10 protein-coding genes and 1 pseudogene are annotated in these 18405 nt (G+C 70.5%); 6 read left to right on the forward strand and 5 right to left on the reverse strand.

Translation table 11 applies throughout. The features are described from left to right. Nucleotides 1-1408 precede the first annotated feature (1408 nt). Nucleotides 1409-2977: pseudogene (locus ACWIGI_RS38070) on the reverse strand (DNA polymerase III subunit gamma and tau); the annotation flags it as partial. A 408-nt stretch (nucleotides 2978-3385) separates the two neighbouring features. On the opposite strand from ACWIGI_RS38070, the gene ACWIGI_RS38075 reads away from it, so the two are divergent. Both ACWIGI_RS38075 and ACWIGI_RS38080 read left to right on the forward strand, forming a co-directional pair. Continuing rightward, nucleotides 3386-4219, forward strand: coding sequence for a hypothetical protein (locus tag ACWIGI_RS38075; protein ID WP_454208468.1), 834 nt, complete (start codon nucleotides 3386-3388; stop codon nucleotides 4217-4219). A gap of 104 nt (nucleotides 4220-4323) precedes the next feature. Then, the gene (locus ACWIGI_RS38080; RefSeq protein WP_454208469.1) at nucleotides 4324-5628 is read left to right on the forward strand and encodes an ammonium transporter; all 1305 of its coding nucleotides are present in this window, start codon (nucleotides 4324-4326) and stop codon (nucleotides 5626-5628) included. A gap of 90 nt (nucleotides 5629-5718) precedes the next feature. On the opposite strand, the gene ACWIGI_RS38085 is transcribed toward ACWIGI_RS38080, so the two are convergent. Further along, nucleotides 5719-6642, reverse strand: a complete 924-nt coding sequence (locus ACWIGI_RS38085) for a neutral zinc metallopeptidase (RefSeq protein WP_454208470.1) — start codon at nucleotides 6640-6642, stop codon at nucleotides 5719-5721. A gap of 392 nt (nucleotides 6643-7034) precedes the next feature. Here ACWIGI_RS38085 and ACWIGI_RS38090 point away from each other — a divergent pair, with 392 nt between their 5' ends. Then, a complete protein-coding gene (locus ACWIGI_RS38090) occupies nucleotides 7035-8633 on the forward strand; it encodes a DUF2207 family protein (RefSeq protein WP_454208471.1) in 1599 nt (532 codons plus the stop codon). Nucleotides 8634-8698: 65 nt separating this feature from the next. Here ACWIGI_RS38090 and ACWIGI_RS38095 read toward each other — a convergent pair whose 3' ends face one another. After that, complete coding sequence (locus tag ACWIGI_RS38095) at nucleotides 8699-10999, reverse strand: PAS domain-containing protein (RefSeq protein ID WP_454208473.1); 2301 nt, start codon at nucleotides 10997-10999, stop codon at nucleotides 8699-8701. A 148-nt stretch (nucleotides 11000-11147) separates the two neighbouring features. Here ACWIGI_RS38095 and ACWIGI_RS38100 point away from each other — a divergent pair, with 148 nt between their 5' ends. Beyond that, a complete protein-coding gene (locus ACWIGI_RS38100) occupies nucleotides 11148-11534 on the forward strand; it encodes a response regulator (RefSeq protein ID WP_454208475.1) in 387 nt (128 codons plus the stop codon). Here ACWIGI_RS38100 and ACWIGI_RS38105 read toward each other — a convergent pair. Next, a complete protein-coding gene (locus ACWIGI_RS38105) occupies nucleotides 11527-12183 on the reverse strand; it encodes a response regulator (protein ID WP_454208477.1) in 657 nt (218 codons plus the stop codon). The genes ACWIGI_RS38100 and ACWIGI_RS38105 overlap by 8 nt on opposite strands. Nucleotides 12184-12393: 210 nt before the next feature. Between ACWIGI_RS38105 and ACWIGI_RS38110 the strand changes: the two genes are divergently transcribed. Further along, a complete protein-coding gene (locus ACWIGI_RS38110) occupies nucleotides 12394-12663 on the forward strand; it encodes a WhiB family transcriptional regulator (protein ID WP_454208478.1) in 270 nt (89 codons plus the stop codon). A gap of 118 nt (nucleotides 12664-12781) precedes the next feature. Continuing rightward, the gene (locus tag ACWIGI_RS38115) at nucleotides 12782-15511 is read left to right on the forward strand and encodes an AAA family ATPase (protein ID WP_454208479.1); all 2730 of its coding nucleotides are present in this window, start codon (nucleotides 12782-12784) and stop codon (nucleotides 15509-15511) included. A 132-nt stretch (nucleotides 15512-15643) separates the two neighbouring features. Here ACWIGI_RS38115 and ACWIGI_RS38120 read toward each other — a convergent pair whose 3' ends face one another. Further along, nucleotides 15644-18346 (reverse strand): fumarate reductase/succinate dehydrogenase flavoprotein subunit, encoded by a 2703-nt coding sequence (locus ACWIGI_RS38120; RefSeq protein ID WP_454208480.1) that lies wholly within the window; start codon nucleotides 18344-18346, stop codon nucleotides 15644-15646. Between the last annotated feature and the right edge of the window lie 59 nt (nucleotides 18347-18405).

Genomic DNA, 18405 nt, shown 5'->3' on the forward strand with positions numbered 1-18405 from the left:
CGGCGGGCGCGCTCGCGGGCGCGGCGCCCCAGCCCGCCGGGGCCGCGGCGGGCGCGCTCGCGGCGGCGGGCGCGCTCTTGGCCTGACTGGGCCGGGAGAACTGCGCCGGCCCCTTCTTGGTGGCGGGCCCGGCGCCCGCGGGCCCCTTGCCCGCGCCCTTGGCGGGCGCGGCGGCGGCCGGGGCGCTCCCCCCGCCGACCTCCCACTTCACGTCGTGCTCACGGCCCAGCACGGCCCGCACGGCCGACCGCACCGCGTCCAGGTTCTGCGGCTGCGACAGCCGCTGCGCCAGCGGCGCGTGCTGGTGCGCGAAAACGATGGTCGCCCCTTCGAGCCGCGACACCGACGCCCCCGACAGCAGCGCCTGCACGGCGGCCCCGAACTCCCGGACCTTGGCCCGGATGTCGGCCCACGCCGCCTCGATCTCCCGCAGCACCTCGTCGGGGTCGGCGCCGCCGGACGCGGCGGGCGCGGGCTGTGCGTCCTCGGCCGCCAGGGCGACATCGGATTGCGCTGCCGCACCGCCTGTTTCGGGCACGGCCTCGAAGCCGTGCGCGATTTCAGGGGCCGGGTCGGAATGCGCCGTCCCACGTGTTTCGGGCACAGCACCGAACGCGGGGGCGGGCTCGCGCGCCGGATCGAAGTCGGGTCCGGCGTCCGGGCCGGAAGGCGGCTCGGCACCGAGGGTGAGTTCCCCGTCGAGCGTCGGCTCCGACGCAGCCATGACCTCCGCGACGAGCGCGGGGTCGCCGCCGGCGGCGGGCTCGACGTCGAGTTCGAGGGCGGGTTCGGAGTCGAGCGCGGGATCGGCGTCGAGGCCGGGCTCCCGCAACTCCGGCACGAAGTCGCCGTCGGCGTCGCCGTCCGGTCCGGCCGGGGAGATATCCTGCGCGACAACGCCTTCGGGCGACGCGTCGGCCGCATCGGAACCGTCGTCCGCCGCCGGGTCTGCCACCCGCCGCGTGTCGGGGCCCTGCGGGATCGCCGAAACCCGCGCCGCACTCATCTCCGGCGGACGCATGGCGACTCGGCCTCGGAACTCCGAATCATTCTGCGACACAGTGTTTTCGGCCGTGGAAGCCGAACTCGGTGTGGCAGCGAAGGGCTGCTCCGCAGCGGCCTGTCCCGCGCCTTCCGCCACAGCGGACGACCGATCACCCGAAGGCACATGCTCTTCGGGTGAACTGTCCTGTTCGCCGGCGGTCCGACCCTGTGCGGGCTGTCCCGCGCCGTCCGTCTGGTTCACGGTCGTTTCCGGCGCGGAAGCCGAGCTCGATCCGAGAGTGGTCTGCCCTGCGGCACTCGGCTGCTGTCCGGATCCGTCCTGCTGAACAGCCTGCCGCGCAGGGGCCGTCTGTCCAGCAGCTCCGGACTGGTCCGCTTGCGCCGAAGCGGGCGCGGCCTGCTGCGGTGACCGACCCGATGCGTCAGTCCCCTGCGCAGCAGGGGGCTGCTGCACAGTGGCAGCGTCGCGTGCCGGGGCGGAGCCCTGTCCGGCGCTCGGCTGCGCGGACGCGGCGGATTGCCCCGCGGCGGACGGCTGCACGGCCGGAACCTGCTGCGGCGCAGCGGCATCCGCGGGCCGGGGCGCGGCGGGTGACGGGGGCGTCTGGGGCGCGGGGGCCGAGTTCTGGTGGGGCGCTTCGGGTTGTTTGTTGCCGCGGATGGCGGCCAGGGCCTCGGCGCCGCGGCGGCGGGGCTCGCCGGTGGGGGTCGTCGGGGCGGCGGGGGCGGGGCGGGGGTCGGGCTCGTGGGACTGCTGAGGGTGGGACTGTTGGGGCCGGGCGGGCGCGGGGGCGGGCTGGGCGGGCGGGAGGGCGCCGCCGGCCATGCGGCGTTCCAGGTTCTCCAGGCGCTGCAGGGTGGCCGTCTCGGCGTCGGAGGCGGCGGGCAGGAGCATGCGGGCCGCGACCACCTCGAGCAGGAGGCGGGGGGCGGTGGCGCCGCGCATGTCGCCCAAGCCCTCGTGCAGGAGCTCGGCGAAGCGGGCCAGGGACGCGGGGCCGATGTCGTTGGCCTGGAACTGCATTCGCTCCAGGACGTCGCCGGGGCCGGTGACCAGGTTGCGGGCGATCGCGTCGGGGACCGCGCGCAGCAGGATCAGGTCGCGCAGGCGCTCGAGCAGGTCGGTGGCGAAGCGGCGGGGATCGTGGCCGGCCTCGACCACGCGGTCGATGGTGCCGAACAGGGTGGCGCCGTCGCCCGCGCCCAGGGCCGCGACGGCGTCGTCGATCAGGGCGACATCGGTGACGCCGAGCAGCGAGACCGCGCGCGGGTAGGTGACGCCGTCGGGGCCCGCGCCCGCGAGCAGCTGGTCCAGCACGCTGAGGCTGTCGCGCGGCGAGCCACCACCCGCGCGAATGACCAAGGGGTACACCGCCTCGTCGACCCGCACGTTCTCCTGATCGCAGATCTTGCCGAGCAGGCCGCGCATGGTGGCGGGCGGCAGCAGCCGGAAGGGGTAGTGGTGCGTGCGGGACCGGATGGTGGGCAGCACCTTCTCCGGTTCGGTGGTGGCGAAGACGAAGATGAGGTGGGCGGGCGGCTCTTCGACGATCTTGAGCAGCGCGTTGAAGCCCGCGGTGGTCACCATGTGCGCCTCGTCGACGATGAAGACGCGGTAGCGGGATTCGGCGGGCGCGTAGAAGGCGCGGTCGCGCAGTTCGCGGGTGTCGTCCACACCGCCGTGGCTCGCGGCGTCGAGCTCGATGACGTCGAGGTTGCCCGCGCCGCCGGGACCGAGCGATACGCACGAGTGACAGACACCGCACGGGGTGGAGGTCGGGCCCTCCACACAGTTCAGCGAGCGCGCGAGGATGCGCGCGGACGAGGTCTTGCCACAGCCGCGCGGGCCGGAGAAGAGATAGGCATGACTGATCCGCCCGGTGTCCAGGGCGGTACTCAGGGGATCGGTGACGTGCTCCTGCCCCACCACTTCAGCGAACGTTGCCGGTCGGTACTTCCGGTACAGAGCCACGGCCCGAGGGTACCGGCAGGCGGTGACACCGCTCCGCTGCTCCCCGGCGGTTCCGAACAGGCGCGTCGCACAGTCGTGTGATGTAGGTCACATGCAATCCGGAGGCCCGTTCGATACCGACCGGACCGGACGCGGTCCCGGTGACGCGCTCGAGCAAATTCTTAGCGTGACCCACCGGCTCGATAGCCGGACGTAACTTAAGTGCAAGATCACCATTTACGGACACGCGTTCGGTTTCAACTCCGCAGACCGGACATAACGATCGCATCAACCGATGCGGCAAGATCGCAATTGTTTGGCTACCGTGGACCTCGGCAACTTCGGTAGCCAAACCTTCATCAGGTTGGTGGCCCCGGCCGGTCCCTCATCCCGACCGGGGCACAACCAAATTCTCCGGAGGAACGCCCAGTGCCGTCGCACGACGACATCGCAGAAGCCTGGCTCTCCAGCACCGAGTTCGCCGGTGATCTCGCCGCGGTCGGATTGCTCAGCCGAGCCATCAACCCCGAGGACTACGACATCAAACGGGCCTCGCTACCGGTGTCGGCCGCCGCCGATCCGGCCACCGCCGGGGCCATTCTCGAGCTGCTACAGCGCGGCCAGGTGCCGACGCTGGCGGCCATCGAAACCCTCATCGTGCAGAACGACATGCGCGCCGAGGCCGAGCGCATCGAACGCCTGGGCCGGCGCGCCCAGCGCAGCGTCGACGACTTCGGCCGAGTGCTCGCCAAACTCACCGACGAGTACTGGACCGCGCACGGCACCGGCCCGACGCGGCGCGACATCCTGCTCTCCGAACCGGTGTTCGCGCTCATTCGCGATCGCGTCGGCGATATCGCGCCGACCGCCGTCAAACATCTGTGGCTGATCGAACGGGCGCAGCGCGCGGGCTGGATCGCCTACAGCGCCACGCCCCGATCCCTGTGTGCGGGAAGGCGTTTCCACGCCGCGCGGTACGGCAACCGGGTCTCGCTGCGGCCGGTGAACGCGCTGGGCACGCTGGTCGCGGCGTATCTGCGCGATCAGATCGCCGAGCAGGGCCGCCCGCCGCGCTGGTCCGTATTGGCCTACGAATTGCGGGACGATCGCGGCCGGCGCGTGTTCAACGACACAGCCGATGCCCGGTCGCAGCAGCGCTGGCTCACCACCGCCGAATGGATGGCGCTGGAGGACGACCTCCCGGTGCCCGGACCGCGTGGATTGCGGGCGCTGGCCAAGAAGAGCCGGGATCGTCGCAGCTAGACCTGTTACAGACACGTATCCAAGTCCTCAATTTCGTAACAGCGCCGAAACGTGAGTTTTCGGTAACTTCCGTGCAACGCGAATTCGCGCGAAGGGAGTTACCGATGACACCGACCCTCGACCCGGCCGCCACGGCCTGGCTGCTCGCAGCCACGGCCATGGTGCTGCTCATGACGCCAGGGCTGGCCATCTTCTACGGCGGCATGGTGCGGTCCAGCGGTGTGCTCAACATGCTGATGATGAGCTTCATCTCCATTCCGCTGGTGACGGTGGCGTGGCTGCTGGTGGGGTACAGCCTCGCCTTCGGCGACGACGCCGGCGGCGGGCTCATCGGCGACCTCGGGCATATCGGGCTCTCCGGGATCGATCCGAGTTCGCTGTACCTGATCGGTGAGAACACCGGTATTCCGCAGCTGCTGTATGTCACCTTCCAGCTGACGTTCGCCATCCTGACCGTCGCCCTGGTCAGCGGCGCCATCGCCGATCGCGCGAAGTTCTCGGCGTGGATGGTGTTCGTGCCGCTGTGGGCCATCGCGGTGTACGCCCCGATCGCGCACTGGGTGTGGACCCCGGACGGCTGGCTGGCCAAGTTCGGCGTCATGGATTACGCGGGCGGCCTGGTCGTCGAGATCGCCTCGGGCGCTTCGGCACTGGCGCTGGCGCTGGTCCTGGGCCCGCGCGTGGGTTTCAAGGTCGACGCCATGCGCCCGCACAATCTGCCCTTCGTGCTGTTGGGCGCGGGCCTGCTGTGGTTCGGCTGGTTCGGCTTCAACGCCGGTTCCGCGCTGAACGCCAACGGCACCGCCGCCGCGGTCTTCCTGAACACCCTGGTCGCGGGCTGCCTCGGCATGCTGGGCTGGCTCGCGGTGGAGCAGTTCCGCGACGGCCGCCCGACCACCTTCGGCGCGGCCTCGGGCGTGGTGGCCGGTCTGGTCGCCATCACCCCGTCCTGCGGTTCGGTGACCACGGTCGGCGCGCTCGTGGTGGGTCTGGTCGCGGGCGTGGTGTGCTCGTTCGCGGTGGGCTGGAAGTTCAAGGGCAACTACGACGATTCGCTCGACGTGGTGGGTGTGCACTTCGTGGGCGGCGTGGTCGGCACGATGCTCATCGGGCTGCTCGCCAGCCAGACCATGACCGGCGAGGGCGGCAAGGAGGGGCTGTTCTACGGCGGCGGGCTGACCCAGCTCGGCAAGCAGGCGGTCGGCGTGGTCGCGGTGGCGCTCTTCGCCTTCGGCGTCTCCTTCGCGCTGGGCAAGCTCATCGACAAGACCATCGGCTTCCGGGTGAACCGCGAGGACGAGGTCAACGGGATCGACTTCGCGCTGCACGCGGAGACCGCTTACGCCGAGGGCGTGAACGGGCACGGGCACGGACAGCGACGTCCGGGTGAGGGGCCGTTCGGGCACTGAGTCGGTCCGAACGGTAAAAGGCCGGGGCGGTGAGTGATCCACTCACCGCCCCGGCCTTTTGCCGGGATGGGCACCGGATGTCGCGCCGGGTCAGTTCACCTTGCTCGCGGCCGCGGCGAACGTATTGCACTGTGCCGTGCGGTTCTTGTCGTAGCCGAGTTCGAACCAGCCGCCGCTGTTCTGCGAACTGCCGTGATCGCGCATGTCGCCCGGGGCGTCGCCGCGGTGGTAGATGTCGTTCTTGGCCACGTTGATCTGCGCGGTGGTCAGCGCGCCGCCGCCCTTGGACGCGGCGAGGTACATGCCGTCGAAACAGTTGGCCTGCAACTCGGTTCGGCGCGAGAGTTCGAGTCCGCTGTCCGAGCGGGTGCCCGCCGAACGCCGTTCCTGGTGCACCTTGCCCAGGATGCCGGACTGCGCCTGCACGTGATGGCCGTACTCGTGCGCGAAGACCGACAGGTAGACCACCCAGTTGTCGCCGTACATGTCGGTCTGCAGCTGGCTGATGGGCATGTAGATGGTCTTGTCCGCGGAGCAGTAGAACGCGGCGAAACTGCTGCTGTTGCCGGTGCACAGCGTGGTGATGCCCGAAGTGCCTTCCGAGACCATGACTTTGGGCGGCTCGAAGGCCAGGTTCACCTCGGTGAACAGCGGGCGCCAGGCGTCCTCCAGGCATTTGGCGGCGGTGTCGAAGAAGGTGCGGGCGGTGCTCACCTGCGTGCCCCACGGCGTGTAGTCGCAGTTCGCGGGAACGAGGGTGAGGTTCGTGTCGACCACGAGCGGATTGTCCGAGGTCTTGGCCACGCCGGGGGCGTCCGGCTGGGCCGGGTAGGTGGTGCCGACCCCGTCGCCGGAACCCAGTGTGTCCAAACCGTTCTTGACGGCCGTGCGCAGCAGCAGACCCGTCACCAGCAGGATGAGCACGACCAGCAGGGTGCCCCAGCGCGTGCGGCGCGGCGGCGGGGGCGGCGGCTGGGTGCGCCCGGCCGCGGTGTGCGCGGGCGGCGGCGGCATCGGCGGGCGATAGGCGGGCTGACGGGGTTGCGCGGCGGCGGGCGGGCCGTATCCCGGTGCGCCGCCGTACCCGGGCGGCCGGGACCGCGGGTGTCCCTGGGGCGCCGGGTATCCCGGGCCGGGCGGCTGCGCGGGACCCGCCGGCCGGTAGCCGGGGGGCGGCGGAAAGCCTTGACGCTGCGGATAACCGGGGCGCTGCGGGTAGCCGGGCGGTGGCTGCATCGGTCGCTGTCCGGGTTGCTGCGGGCGCTGCCCGGGTTGTGGCGGCCAGCCACCCGGGGGATTCGGTCCGTGCCCGGACGGTGGGCGAGTCATCCCCCACACCCCCTCGTTCCTCAGTGACTACCGACAGCCGCTGAGGAAGAATAGCAAGCTGGCTAGAGTAGCCATCCATGCAGATTTTTCGGGGGGGCGCCCTCGTCGCGCTGCTGCTCGCGGTAGCGGGCATTTTCGCGCCGATCGCCCACGCGCAGCCGGTCGGGGTGCGCATCACCGCGGATATCAATCTCGGCGACGACGGTCTGCTGCGAGTGAGCCAGACCGTGGAAGTGCCCGAGGGCGAAGAGTTCCGGCAGGTGCTGCCGCTGCGGGTGCAGCTGAGCGAGGGCGTCGAGCGCAGCTTCGAGGTCACCGATGTGCAGACCGTCGGGGACGGCACCGCAGGCGTCGCCGACAATCTCTTCACCATCGAGGTCCGCCCGGGCACGGCCACGGTGACGTACGTGGTGCACAACACCGTGTCCGAGACCCAGGGCGCGCAGGTGTTCCACTGGACCGGGGTGCTCAACACCGATGTGGCCTCGATCAGCGCCACGGTGATCAGCCCCGATTTCCGGATGGGCATCACCAAGTGCACGATCGGCCCGCCCGGAAAACCCGAGAACTGCGCGGACATTCGCGTCGAGCCCGACGGGGTGGCGCACCTGGAGAAGACCGGACTGCGCAAGGGCGACATCGTCGATGTGACGTTGCAGGTGCCGGCGGGCACGGTGCAGGCCAACGCGAATATCGAGGACGACAACGCGCCCGGCCCGTTCTCGCTGACCACGCCGGTGTGGGCGGCCTTCGGCGCGCTGCTGGCCGGGCTGCTGGCCGCGGGCGGGTACGTGTTCTGGGCGCGCCGGGTGCAGCCCAACGGCGCCGCGGTGCTCGATCCGCTGGCGCGCGAGGGCAATCGGGTCACCTTCACCTCGCCGGACGGCGTGCTGCCCGGAACCGCGGGCCTGCTGGCGGACGGCTACGTCGATGCCGCCGACATGGCCGCGACGCTGGTGGATCTGGCCGTGCGCAGCTATGTCTGGGTCGAGGTGGCCGGTGAGTCGGACTGGCGGATCACCCGGGTCAACGCCCCCGACGAGCATCTGACGGGCTACGAGCGCGCGGTGTACGCGGCGCTGATTCCCGACGGCAAGGATTCGGTGCTGCTGTCCCAGCGCCGCGGCCGGGTTCCGGCGAACGATGTGCGCGCCGCCCTGATCGACGACGCCACCGCGCGCGGCACGTTCATCGATCGCACCCGTCGCGGCTTCGAGTTCTGGCTGGGCGTGGGCCTGATCGCCGCCGGCGCGATCACCACCGTGGCCCTGGCCCTGGGCCCCGGCCACGCCCTGATCGGCGTGGCCCTGGCCGCGGCGGGCGTCGCGGCCCTGCTGCTCCCCCGCTATCTCCCCTCGCGCACGGCGCTGGGCCGCGACGTCGCGGCCCGCGTGCAGGCGATGCTCCGCAGCCTCGACGCCGTTGTCCCCCAGCAGCTTCCGCCCCCCGATCAGGAGATGGTCTTCTCCCGCGGCCTCCCCTTCATGGTGGCGGGCCGCCGAACGGACCAGTGGGTCAACAAGTTCCGCGACCTGAACCCCGCCGACGACGGCGAGCTCGGCGTCTACTGGTTCGGCGGCTTCGAGTCCGAACACGACCTCTACCAGTTCGCCGGGCACTTCCCGTACTTCATCACCGCCGTGGAGGGCCTGTTCGCCGACGCGAACGACCGCTGACCACACGAACTCCGGCCTCGATGCCCGCACATTACGACGGCGGCAGGGCATCGCGCCGGCACAGGTCATCGGGGAATGGGAATCCTGGCGGTGATGGTGGTACCGGCACCCGACGGCGACGTGAGTTCGAGGGTGCCGTCGAGTGCTTCCACACGGTCCTGCAAACCGAGCAGACCCGATCCCGCGCCGATGCGCGCCCCGCCGGCACCATCGTCGGAAACCCGCAGTTCCAGGTATCCGTTCGCGGACTCGGCCCGCAGCAGGATCTCTTCGGCGCGTGCGTATTTGGCGGTGTTGGTGAGTGATTCGGCCACCACGTAGTAGGCGGCCACCTCCACCGATTCCGGCAATCGACCCGTCACCGACAGCTCGAGACGAACCGGTACCGACGAGCGGCGAGCGAGCGTCTTCAGCGCCGGCCCGAGACCGCCGCGGGACAGGATGGCCGGATGGATACCCCGGGACAGTTCCTGCAGGTCGGTGTAGAGCTGGGACAGGCTGTCGACATGGTCGGACAGCTGCCCGCGCAGGTCGCCGTGGTCGGGCGGGATCGCGCTCTGGGTCGCGCGTAGCCCGAGACCGAGAGCGACGATGCGTTGCTGGACACCGTCGTGCAGGTCCCGCTCGATGGTGCGCCGGGCCTGGTCGGCCGCCGCGACGATGCGCGCGCGGGAGGCGGTGAGCGCCGCGCGGGTCTCGTGGTTGTAGATCGCGGTGGCGATCAGATCGGCGTAGTCGACGGTGTGGGCCTGATTGTCGAAATTCATGGTCTCGCGGCGGTCGGAGCCGACGACCAGGGCACCCCACACCCGATCGTCGACCGTGATCGGAACACCCATCCCGCTGCGCATACCGACGCGGCGCAGCCGTCGCGCCACGGGAGTGTCGGTGTCGGGATAGGACTCGATACGCGCGGGAAGTCCGGTGCGGTACACCAGGGTCGAAATGTTGTCCCCGCCCAGTTGCAACCGTTCCCCCACGGCGAGCGCGCCGTCCGATGCGGTTCCGTCGTGGGCCGCGACGACCACGCAGTGCTCCGGCTCCTCGTAACGCACCAGCGAGACATGCTCGATGTCGAGGCTGGCCGCGAGTTCGGCGACCGCCACCGGGTACACCTCGTCCGGATCCGGACGCTGGGCCACCAGGGTCGCGACCCGGCGCAACGCGGTCTGCTGCCGGGCCAGCGCGCTGACCCTGGTGTGGCTTCGTTCGAGCTGTTGCTGGGCTTCCCACAGGCGGTTCTGTTCCCGCCGGCGGTCGGTGACATCACGAGCCGTGGCGAACAGGGTGCCCTGGTCGCCGACCATGCTCCACTCCAGCCAGCGCTGCACACCGTCGCTGCGCAGGCAGCGGACCTCGAAGGTGACGGTCGCGTCCCGCGCGAGCACCCGGTCGAGCAGATCCTCGGTGCGGGCCCGGTCCTCGGGGTGGAACAGCTCTCGCAGCGGAGTGCTCCGCAACCGGTCGAGGTCATAGCCGAGCACTTCCTCGAACGCGGGGTTGGTGCGACCGATGCCATCGGCGTCGCCGATACACAGCAGTTCGGTGGTCAGCGCGAAGAAGCGTTCGAGTTCGCGACGGCTCGACCGCAGGGCCGCGTTCAAGCGATCGTGTTCACGCGCGGCGGACAGCAACGCTCGCAACGACGGCAGGATTCGCCGCACCCGTCCGGCTTGTTCGGCGGTGAGCAGGGACGGAACCAGCAGTGTGCCAACCGAATTGGTGCCGTCGTGCAACCCGATCGCCTCGCGGCCGGTGAGATCGGGGCCGGGGTCGTCCGCAACCAGCAGCACGGCCCCCGGGGCGGGCAGGGCGAGCGCCCGGGTTATCCGGTGTCCGGCGGCGGTCAACGCGGCGGGCAGATCGACCGCGCGCAACACCAGCCGGGCGAGATCGGCCGCGAGATCGGCTTCGCGCCGGCGTTCCTCGGCCTCGCGCGCGCGTAACCTCGCCTGGCCGACGAGCACGGTGGTCGCGATGCTGAGCACCAGGAAGACGATGACGGCGGGGACCAGGGCATCGGCGTCGTCGGCACTGTGAAAGTAGACGTAGGCGCACGCACTCGCGAGCGAGGTGGCGAACGCGAGGGGAAAGCCCCACCCCGCCGAGACCATCAGCACGCCGAACAGGAAGAGCGCGCCGAAAGCCATGTCGGGTGCGATGCGGCGAAGTTGCTGGACCAGCACTATCTCACCGGATATCAACGCCACGGCGACCAGCACACCCCACCGGGTCGGCGGCGCGGTGGGACGCAGCACCAGCCCCAATATCCGCTCGTGCAGGGACGACCCATCCCCGTCCGATGGCTCGGACCACGCCGAACCAGCGGGAACATCCTTCTTCGACCCGGTGGTCCACAACGCCATAGCGGCGATGTTAACGGCAGTTCCGCGCGACCGGGCACCACGCGGTCCGGTCGCCGATGCCGTGATACGGACACCTTCCAGCTAGCAGCAATGCCCGCGCTGCCGCGATCTGGGAACCTTGCAGCATGGCCGGTGGAGTTGTGAGCACGTGCGCTGTCTGATCGTCGACGACAGCCCCCCGTTTCGCGCGGCCGCGCGCGCGATGCTCGAACGTGGGGGCTTCACCGTGGTCGCCGACGCATCCACCTGCGCGGACGCGATCCGCGCGGCGCGTGAGCTGCGTCCCGAGGTCGCGCTGGTCGATATCGACCTGGGCGGGCAGAACGGCTTCGATGTCGCCGAACAACTGCATCGCATGCCCGGGGACGCGCCGCTGGTGATCCTCATCTCCACCCACGCCGAACAGGACTTCCAGGACCTGATCGAGTCGAGCTCGGCGGTGGGATTCCTGCCGAAGTTCGTGCTGTCGGCCGAGGCTGTCACGCGGATGATCGACCTGCACGGCCGTTCCGCCGACGGCTCGCCGTTCAGCTGATGGCGTCGAGATACATGATGACCGCGCGCACTCTGCGGTGATCGTCGGCGGTCTCGCTGAGATCGAGTTTGGTCAGAATGCTCCGCACATGCTTTTCCACGGTCCCCTCGGTGATCCACAGCCGCCGGGCGATCCCGACATTGGACAGGCCCTCCGCCATCGCGGTCAGCACCTCGCGTTCGCGGCTGCTGAGCACCGCCAACGGATCGGTACGCCGTCGAGTGGCCACCAGTTCCTCCACCACGGCGGGGTCGATGACCGACGCGCCCTTCGCGACACGCTGCACGGTGTCGACGAATTCGGTGACATCGGTGACCCGGCTCTTGAGCAGATAGCCGGTGCCGCGCCCGCCGTTGAGCAGTTCCAGCGCATGCTCGACCTCGACGTGCGCCGACAGCAGCAGAATCGCGGTGTCCGGCGCTTCGGCGCGAATGACCCGGGCCGCGTCCAGGCCCTCACCGGTATGGGTCGGTGGCATGCGGATGTCGATCACGGCCAGGGCCGGACGCGCCTCGCGTACCACGGCGAGCAACTCGGTGGGATCGCCCGCGCGGCCGACCACGTCGAAGCCCGATGTCTCCAGCAGACTGGCCAGCCCTTCGCGGAGCAGAACGTCGTCGTCGGCCACCACGACCCGCACGGCAGTCATCGTCGCTCGTATCCCTTCCATAACGCCCGTACCGACGATAGGGCACGCCCGTACCATTCCGGTACCGCACGGGCGATAGCAGCTAGCCGGTAGTGCCGCGGGCGGAATTCCCGCCCCCGGGTTGGCTGTCAGCCGTGACGACGCCGGGGCCCCGATTCGAGAGAGTTTTCTCAATGGCTCATCCATCAGCCACCGAACATCGGAGTAACCGTGGCCACGTACTTCCCCGCTCTCGACAGCCCTGTCGGCCAGGCAGGCCACGAGGATGTGGCGTGGCGCGAACAAGGGCTGTGCGCCCAGACCGATCCGGACGCGTTCTTTCCCGAGAAGGGCGCATCCGTGCGGGAGGCCAAGCGGATCTGCGCCGGTTGTGAGGTGCGGCAGCGCTGCCTCGACTACGCGCTGGCCCGAGACGAGCGCTTCGGCATCTGGGGCGGGCTATCCGTCCGGGAACGCGGCCGCATGCGCGTCGCCCGCTGACGCCGGCCGGTTCGCCGAGCGATCGGGCGTCGCGGCGAGGGTCGCGACGGGCCGACGACTTTTCACCACTGCGGCGACCAGCGGCTCAGCGCGCAGTGCAGATTCAAGGAGCACCACAATGCACACCAGCACCGTCACCCTCGAGGGCCGTGACTCCGAGCGCGCGACACTCGACGCGTTCGTGGCCGAGCCATCGGGTCTATCGCTGATCCTGCGGGGGGACAGCGGCATCGGTAAGACCGCCCTGCTCGACTACGCCGTGCGACTGGCCGGACAGCGCGGCGACGCGGTGATCCGGGTGTCCGGCGTAGAAGCCGAGAGCGAACTCGTCTACGCCGGCCTGCATCAGATCCTCTATCCGCTACTCGGCCGGTCGGCCGATCTCGACGACAGCGCCCGCGCGGTATTCGAGACGTTCTTCGAACAGCGCGCGCACGGCAGTCCCTCGGTGATGACTCTCGGAATCGCGGTGCTGCACCTGCTGGAGACCGCCGCCGGCGACGACAGGCTGCTGCTCGTCGTCGACGACGCGCACTGGTTCGACGCCGCGAGTGCCGAGGTGTGCGGCTTCGTGGCCCGGCGACTGCGCGCCGGAGCGGTGAAGATGCTGTTGGCGGTTCGCACCGATGTCGAATCGCGGTGGGACGCGGCGGCCGTTCCCGAGCTCGGGATCGGCGCGCTGTCCGACGCCGCGGCGGCGCGACTGCTCGATCGACGCTATCCCGGACTCGCCTCCCGGACGCGGCGGATCACCCTCGACAACGCCGTGGGCAATCCACTCGCGCTGGTGGAACTGCCCACCCACATACCCGCCGATCCCGATGACGCCGACGAACTGTTCGATGACCGGGCCGTGCCGGTTCCGCACCGCCTCCAGCAGCTGTACCGGGCGCGCATCACGGCCCTCGACGAGCGGGTGCGAACGGAATTGCTGCGCGCGGCGCTGGACACGACCATCACCGGTTCCGATAGCGGCTACCGCTTGCGCGGCGTCGAGCAAGCGGCGACCGCGGGCCTGCTCGACATCGACCCCGCCGATGGCCGCTACCGATTCCGTCATCCGCTGGTGCGGGCGGCGGTGATTCACACCGCGACCCTGTCCCAGCGCCGGGCGGCCCACCTCGAGCTGGCCGCCGCGTCCGACGACGATCTCGAACGCCGGGCCACGCATCTGGCCGCCGTCGCCGAGGGCCCCGACGACAGCGTGGCGGCAGCCTTGGAGACCGCGGCCGGCATCGCCACCCGGCGCGGCGGTGCGGGCACCGCGGTGGCGCTGCTGACCAAGGCCGCACAGTTGAGCGAGCGTTCCGAAGACCGCTCGCGCCGTCTCGCCGACGCCGCGTTCGTCGCCGGGCACGCGGCTCGGCTGGACCTCGCCCAGCGGCTCGCGCGCACGCCCCTCGCCGAGGTGGCCGAATCCCCGGCCATGGTCCTGGCCGCGGCGTATTCCTCGTTCTATGGCGACGGCGACATCCGTTCCACCACCCGGCGGGTGCGAGGGGCGATCGAGCAGCTGCGCGCGGTGAGCAGCGAACCGAACGAAACCCTCACCCGGCTGGTCGATCTGCTGCTCGCGATGAGCCAGTATTCCGGCGACGCGCGGATGTGGGCGGATACCCGGGCACTGGTGACCGCGGTGCGTGATCTGCTCCCGCCCGCCTCGCTGCTGTACAGCGATACCTGGAGCGATGTCGTGCGCCACGGTTCCGGTGCCGCGCAACGGGTCACGACGGCGGGCGCGGGTACCGCCGAGCCGACGCCGTGGGATATCACCAGGTTGGCGGTGTCGGCCTACCACCTCGATATCACCGGTGAATTCCGTACGCATCTGCACCGCATGGTCGACCGTGAACTCGACACGGGCGCGGTGAGCAGCGGCATCGTGATGTCGCACGTCATCATGCTCGACCAGCTCGCGACCGGGGAGTGGGAGGCAGCCGAGCGCACCGGTCAGCGGGCGCTGCGGCGAGCCACCGAACTCGGATTCGAGTTGTTCGTCCAGCAGAGCCGGGTGTATCTCGCCCAGCTGGCGGCGTTGCGCGGCCGGGTCGAGCAGGCCCGGCGGTGGCAGGCGGAGGTCGAATCCTGGGCCGGCCCACGCGGTCTCGGGTTCCTGACCCAGCTCGCGAACGCCACCGGTGCCCTCGCCGCACTCGGCGAAGGAGATTTCGATACCGCCTATCGGCACGCGGTGGCGATCACCGCGCCGGGTGAGTTCACCGCGTATGCCCATCAGGCATCGCGCGGCCTGCTCGATCTGGTGGAAGCGGCGGTGTACTCCGGTCGAATGGAGGAGGCACGCGACCACGTCGACAGCGCACGTCGTGCGGGTTTCGTGGCGATCTCGCCCCGGCTGGCGATCGTCACCCACGGTGCGGGCGCGCTGACCGCCGCTACCGGCGAGGAGGCCGCCGCCTCGATGGCTCACGCCGAAAATCACCCGGCGGCAGCACATTTCCCCTTCGAACTGGCCCGCATCCGGCTGGCGTACGGGATCCGGCTGCGCCATGCCAACAGCCGCACCGCCGCTCGGCCCCACCTGGTCGCGGCGGCCGAGTGCTTCGATCGTCTCGGCGCCTCGCTCTGGGCGAAACGCGCGCACGCCGAATTGCGTGCCCTGGGTGTGAGTCTTCGTATTCCCGAGCCGGATTCGGTGGACCTGACCTGGCAGGAGCGGCGTATCGCCGAACTCGCGGCCGCCGGGCTGACCAACAAGGAGATCGGCAAGCAGCTCTATCTGTCGCCACGCACCATCAGTTCACATCTGTACCGGGTCTTTCCCAAGCTCGGGATCACCACCCGCGTGGCGCTGCGGGACGCGCTGGCTCGACAGCCGCAAACGGTCTGAGGGCCCGGCTCGACCGTGCCGTATGCCGTTACGGCCGAGCCGATCTCACATCCGGTCGATGTCGATGCACGCCCGGCGAAAGCATCGGTACCGGCTGCCCGCCGCACCCGGACTCGTGTTCACGCGGGAGTCTCAGCCGGCATGCACCGCCAGGGCGCGGCGGGCGTAGGCGCGGACGTCGGCGTCGGTGTCTTCCAAGGCCGACTCCAGGGACTCGCGGGCCGCGTCGGACTCGGGCCAGGTGCTCAGGGTCAGGACCGCGGCCTTGCGGATGTCGGGGTGGATGTCGGTCAGGGCCAGGCGGAGGGGGTCGGCGGCCAGGTCGGGGCCGGCGGCGGGGAGGCCGCGGGCCGCGCCCTCGCGGACCTGCCAGGCCGAATCCTTCAGGGCTGCGGCCAGGACCGGGGTGTCCTCGGGGGTGCCCAGGCGGGCCAGAGCCGTGAGGGCGGCAGCGCGGACCAGGGGGTCGCGGTCGTCCAGGAGGGCGCGGACCGACTCCAGGCCGCCGCGGCCGATCGTGGCCAGGCCGCGGGCGGCGGCTATGCGAACCTCGCGGTTGCCGTCCCGGGTCGCGGCGGACAGCGCGGTCCAATCGTCCAGGGAGACAAGGCCGCTCACCGCCTCGATGCGCACGCGGTGGTCGGGGTCCGCCGCCGCGCGGGTAAACAGTTCCGGGGAGCCCGCGCGCAGGGCCCGCAGCAGGTCCACGACCACCGCGCGGACGGCCGGGTCGGGGGAGTCCGCGTGCGCGGCCAAACCGTCGGCGGCGGGCAGGATCTCGACCAGCTCGCGGAGACCGGCGATGGCCTCGGCGCGGACGGGCGCGTCGGAATCGGCGAGGGCGGCGATCAGCGGCTCGCCCCAGCCGTCGGGGGTGCCCTCGGTCAGGACCGAGATCGCGGTGGCGCGAACCTGGGCATCCGAATCGTCCAGGAACGAGCCGAGTTCGGCGACGGTGGGCGCGTCCAGCGACAGCAGCAGCGCGATGCGCGGGGAGACAACGGCCGTGGCCACGGGTCCGGTGGCTGATACCGCGGCCGAATCCGGCAGCGCCGCAGCCACGTTCGGCGGGCTGCCCACCAGTTCCGGCTGGGCCACGGGGATGACGGTATCGTCGGCGGAGGGCAGATCGTCCAGCCCGGGTACCGGGACGAAGTACGGGGCGACCGGGCGCTTCAGGAACTCCATCTCGCCGCCGTCGGTCTTGCGCAGGTTGAGGTGGTAGCGCCAGTCGACGTCGTCGCGCTCGGGGAGGTCGGCGCGTTCGTGGTAGAGGCCCCAGCGGGATTCGGTGCGGGTCAGCGACGAGCGGGCCGCCATCTCGGCGCAGTCGCGGATGAAGGTCACCTCGGCGCAGCGCATCAGCTCGTGCGGGGTCTGCGCGCCCATGGCCGCGATGTCGTCGAGCATGCGGTCGAAGGTCTCGATGGCGAGCGAGAGCTTGGTGGCCGTCTTCGGCGGCGCCACATAGTCGTTCACGAAGCGGCGCAGTTTGTACTCCACCTGCTGCTGTGGCGGGCCCTCGGGATTGCGCAGCGGGCGGTACACCAGCTCGTGCGCGGCGGCCAGCTGATCGGCGGGCAGTTCGGCGGGCGCGGGCAGGTCCGCGAGGGTGGACGCGGCGTGCGCGCCGGCCAGGTCGCCGTAGACGAACGCGCCGATCATGTAGTTGTGCGGTACGCAGGCCAGGTCACCGGCGGCGTAGAGGCCGGGCACGGTGGTGCGGGCGTTCTCGTCCACCCAGACCCCCGACGCGGAATGCCCACTGCACAGGCCGATCTCGGAGATGTGCATCTCGATGTCGTGGGTGCGGTAGTCGTGCCCGCGATTGGCGTGGAAGGTGCCGCGGGTGGGGCGTTCGGTGGTGTGCAGGATCCCCTCGAGAGTGTCCAGGGTCTCGGTCGGCAGGTGCGAGACCTTGAGATAGATGGGCCCGCGCGCGGATTCGATCTCCTGCTTGACCTCGGACATCATCGCACCGGACCAGTAGTCCGAGTCCACGAAGCGCTCACCCAGGGCGTTGACCTGGTAGCCGCCGAAGGGATTGGCGACGTACGCGCAGGCGGGACCGTTGTAATCCTTGATGAGCGGGTTGATCTGGAAGCATTCGATGCCCGAGAGTTCCGCGCCCGCGTGGTACGCCATCGCGTACCCGTCGCCGGCGTTGGTCGGGTTCTCGTAGGTGCCGTAGAGATATCCGGAGGCGGGCAGGCCGAGGCGGCCGCAGGGTCCGGTCGCGAGGATCACGGCCTTGGCCCCCACCGCCACGAATTCCCCGGTGCGCGTGTTCAGCGCGGCCGCGCCGACCGCGCGCCCGTTCTCGGTCAGCACCCGAACGGGCATGAGCCGGTTCTCGATCCGGATGCGCTCGCGCATCTTGCGCTGGCGCAGCACGCGATACAGCGCCTTCTTCACGTCCTTGCCCTCGGGCATGGGCAGCACGTAAGATCCGGAGCGGTGCACCCGGCGCACCGCGTACTCCCCGTAGGCGTCCTTCTCGAACTTCACCCCGTAGCGCTCCAGCCGCTGCACCATGGCGAAGCCGCGGGTGGCGGTCTGATAGATGGTGCGCTGGTTGACGATTCCGTCGTTGGCGCGGGTGATCTCGGCGACGTAGTCCTCGGGCTCGGCCTTGCCGGGGATGACGGCGTTGTTCACCCCGTCCATGCCCATGGCCAGCGCCCCGGAGTGCCGCACGTGCGCCTTCTCCAGCAGCAGCACGTTCGCGCCCTGTTCGGCGGCGGTGAGCGCGGCCATGGTGCCCGCGGTGCCGCCGCCGACGACCAGTACGTCGCAGTCCAGCCGGGTCAGCTCGGACAGATCAGGAATCTCCATGGGATACACCAGCATTCGAAGTCGGGGACGGCGCGTCCGATACGGCCCGCCCGGCGGCG

Source organism: Nocardia sp. NPDC055321 (assembly GCF_053645575.1).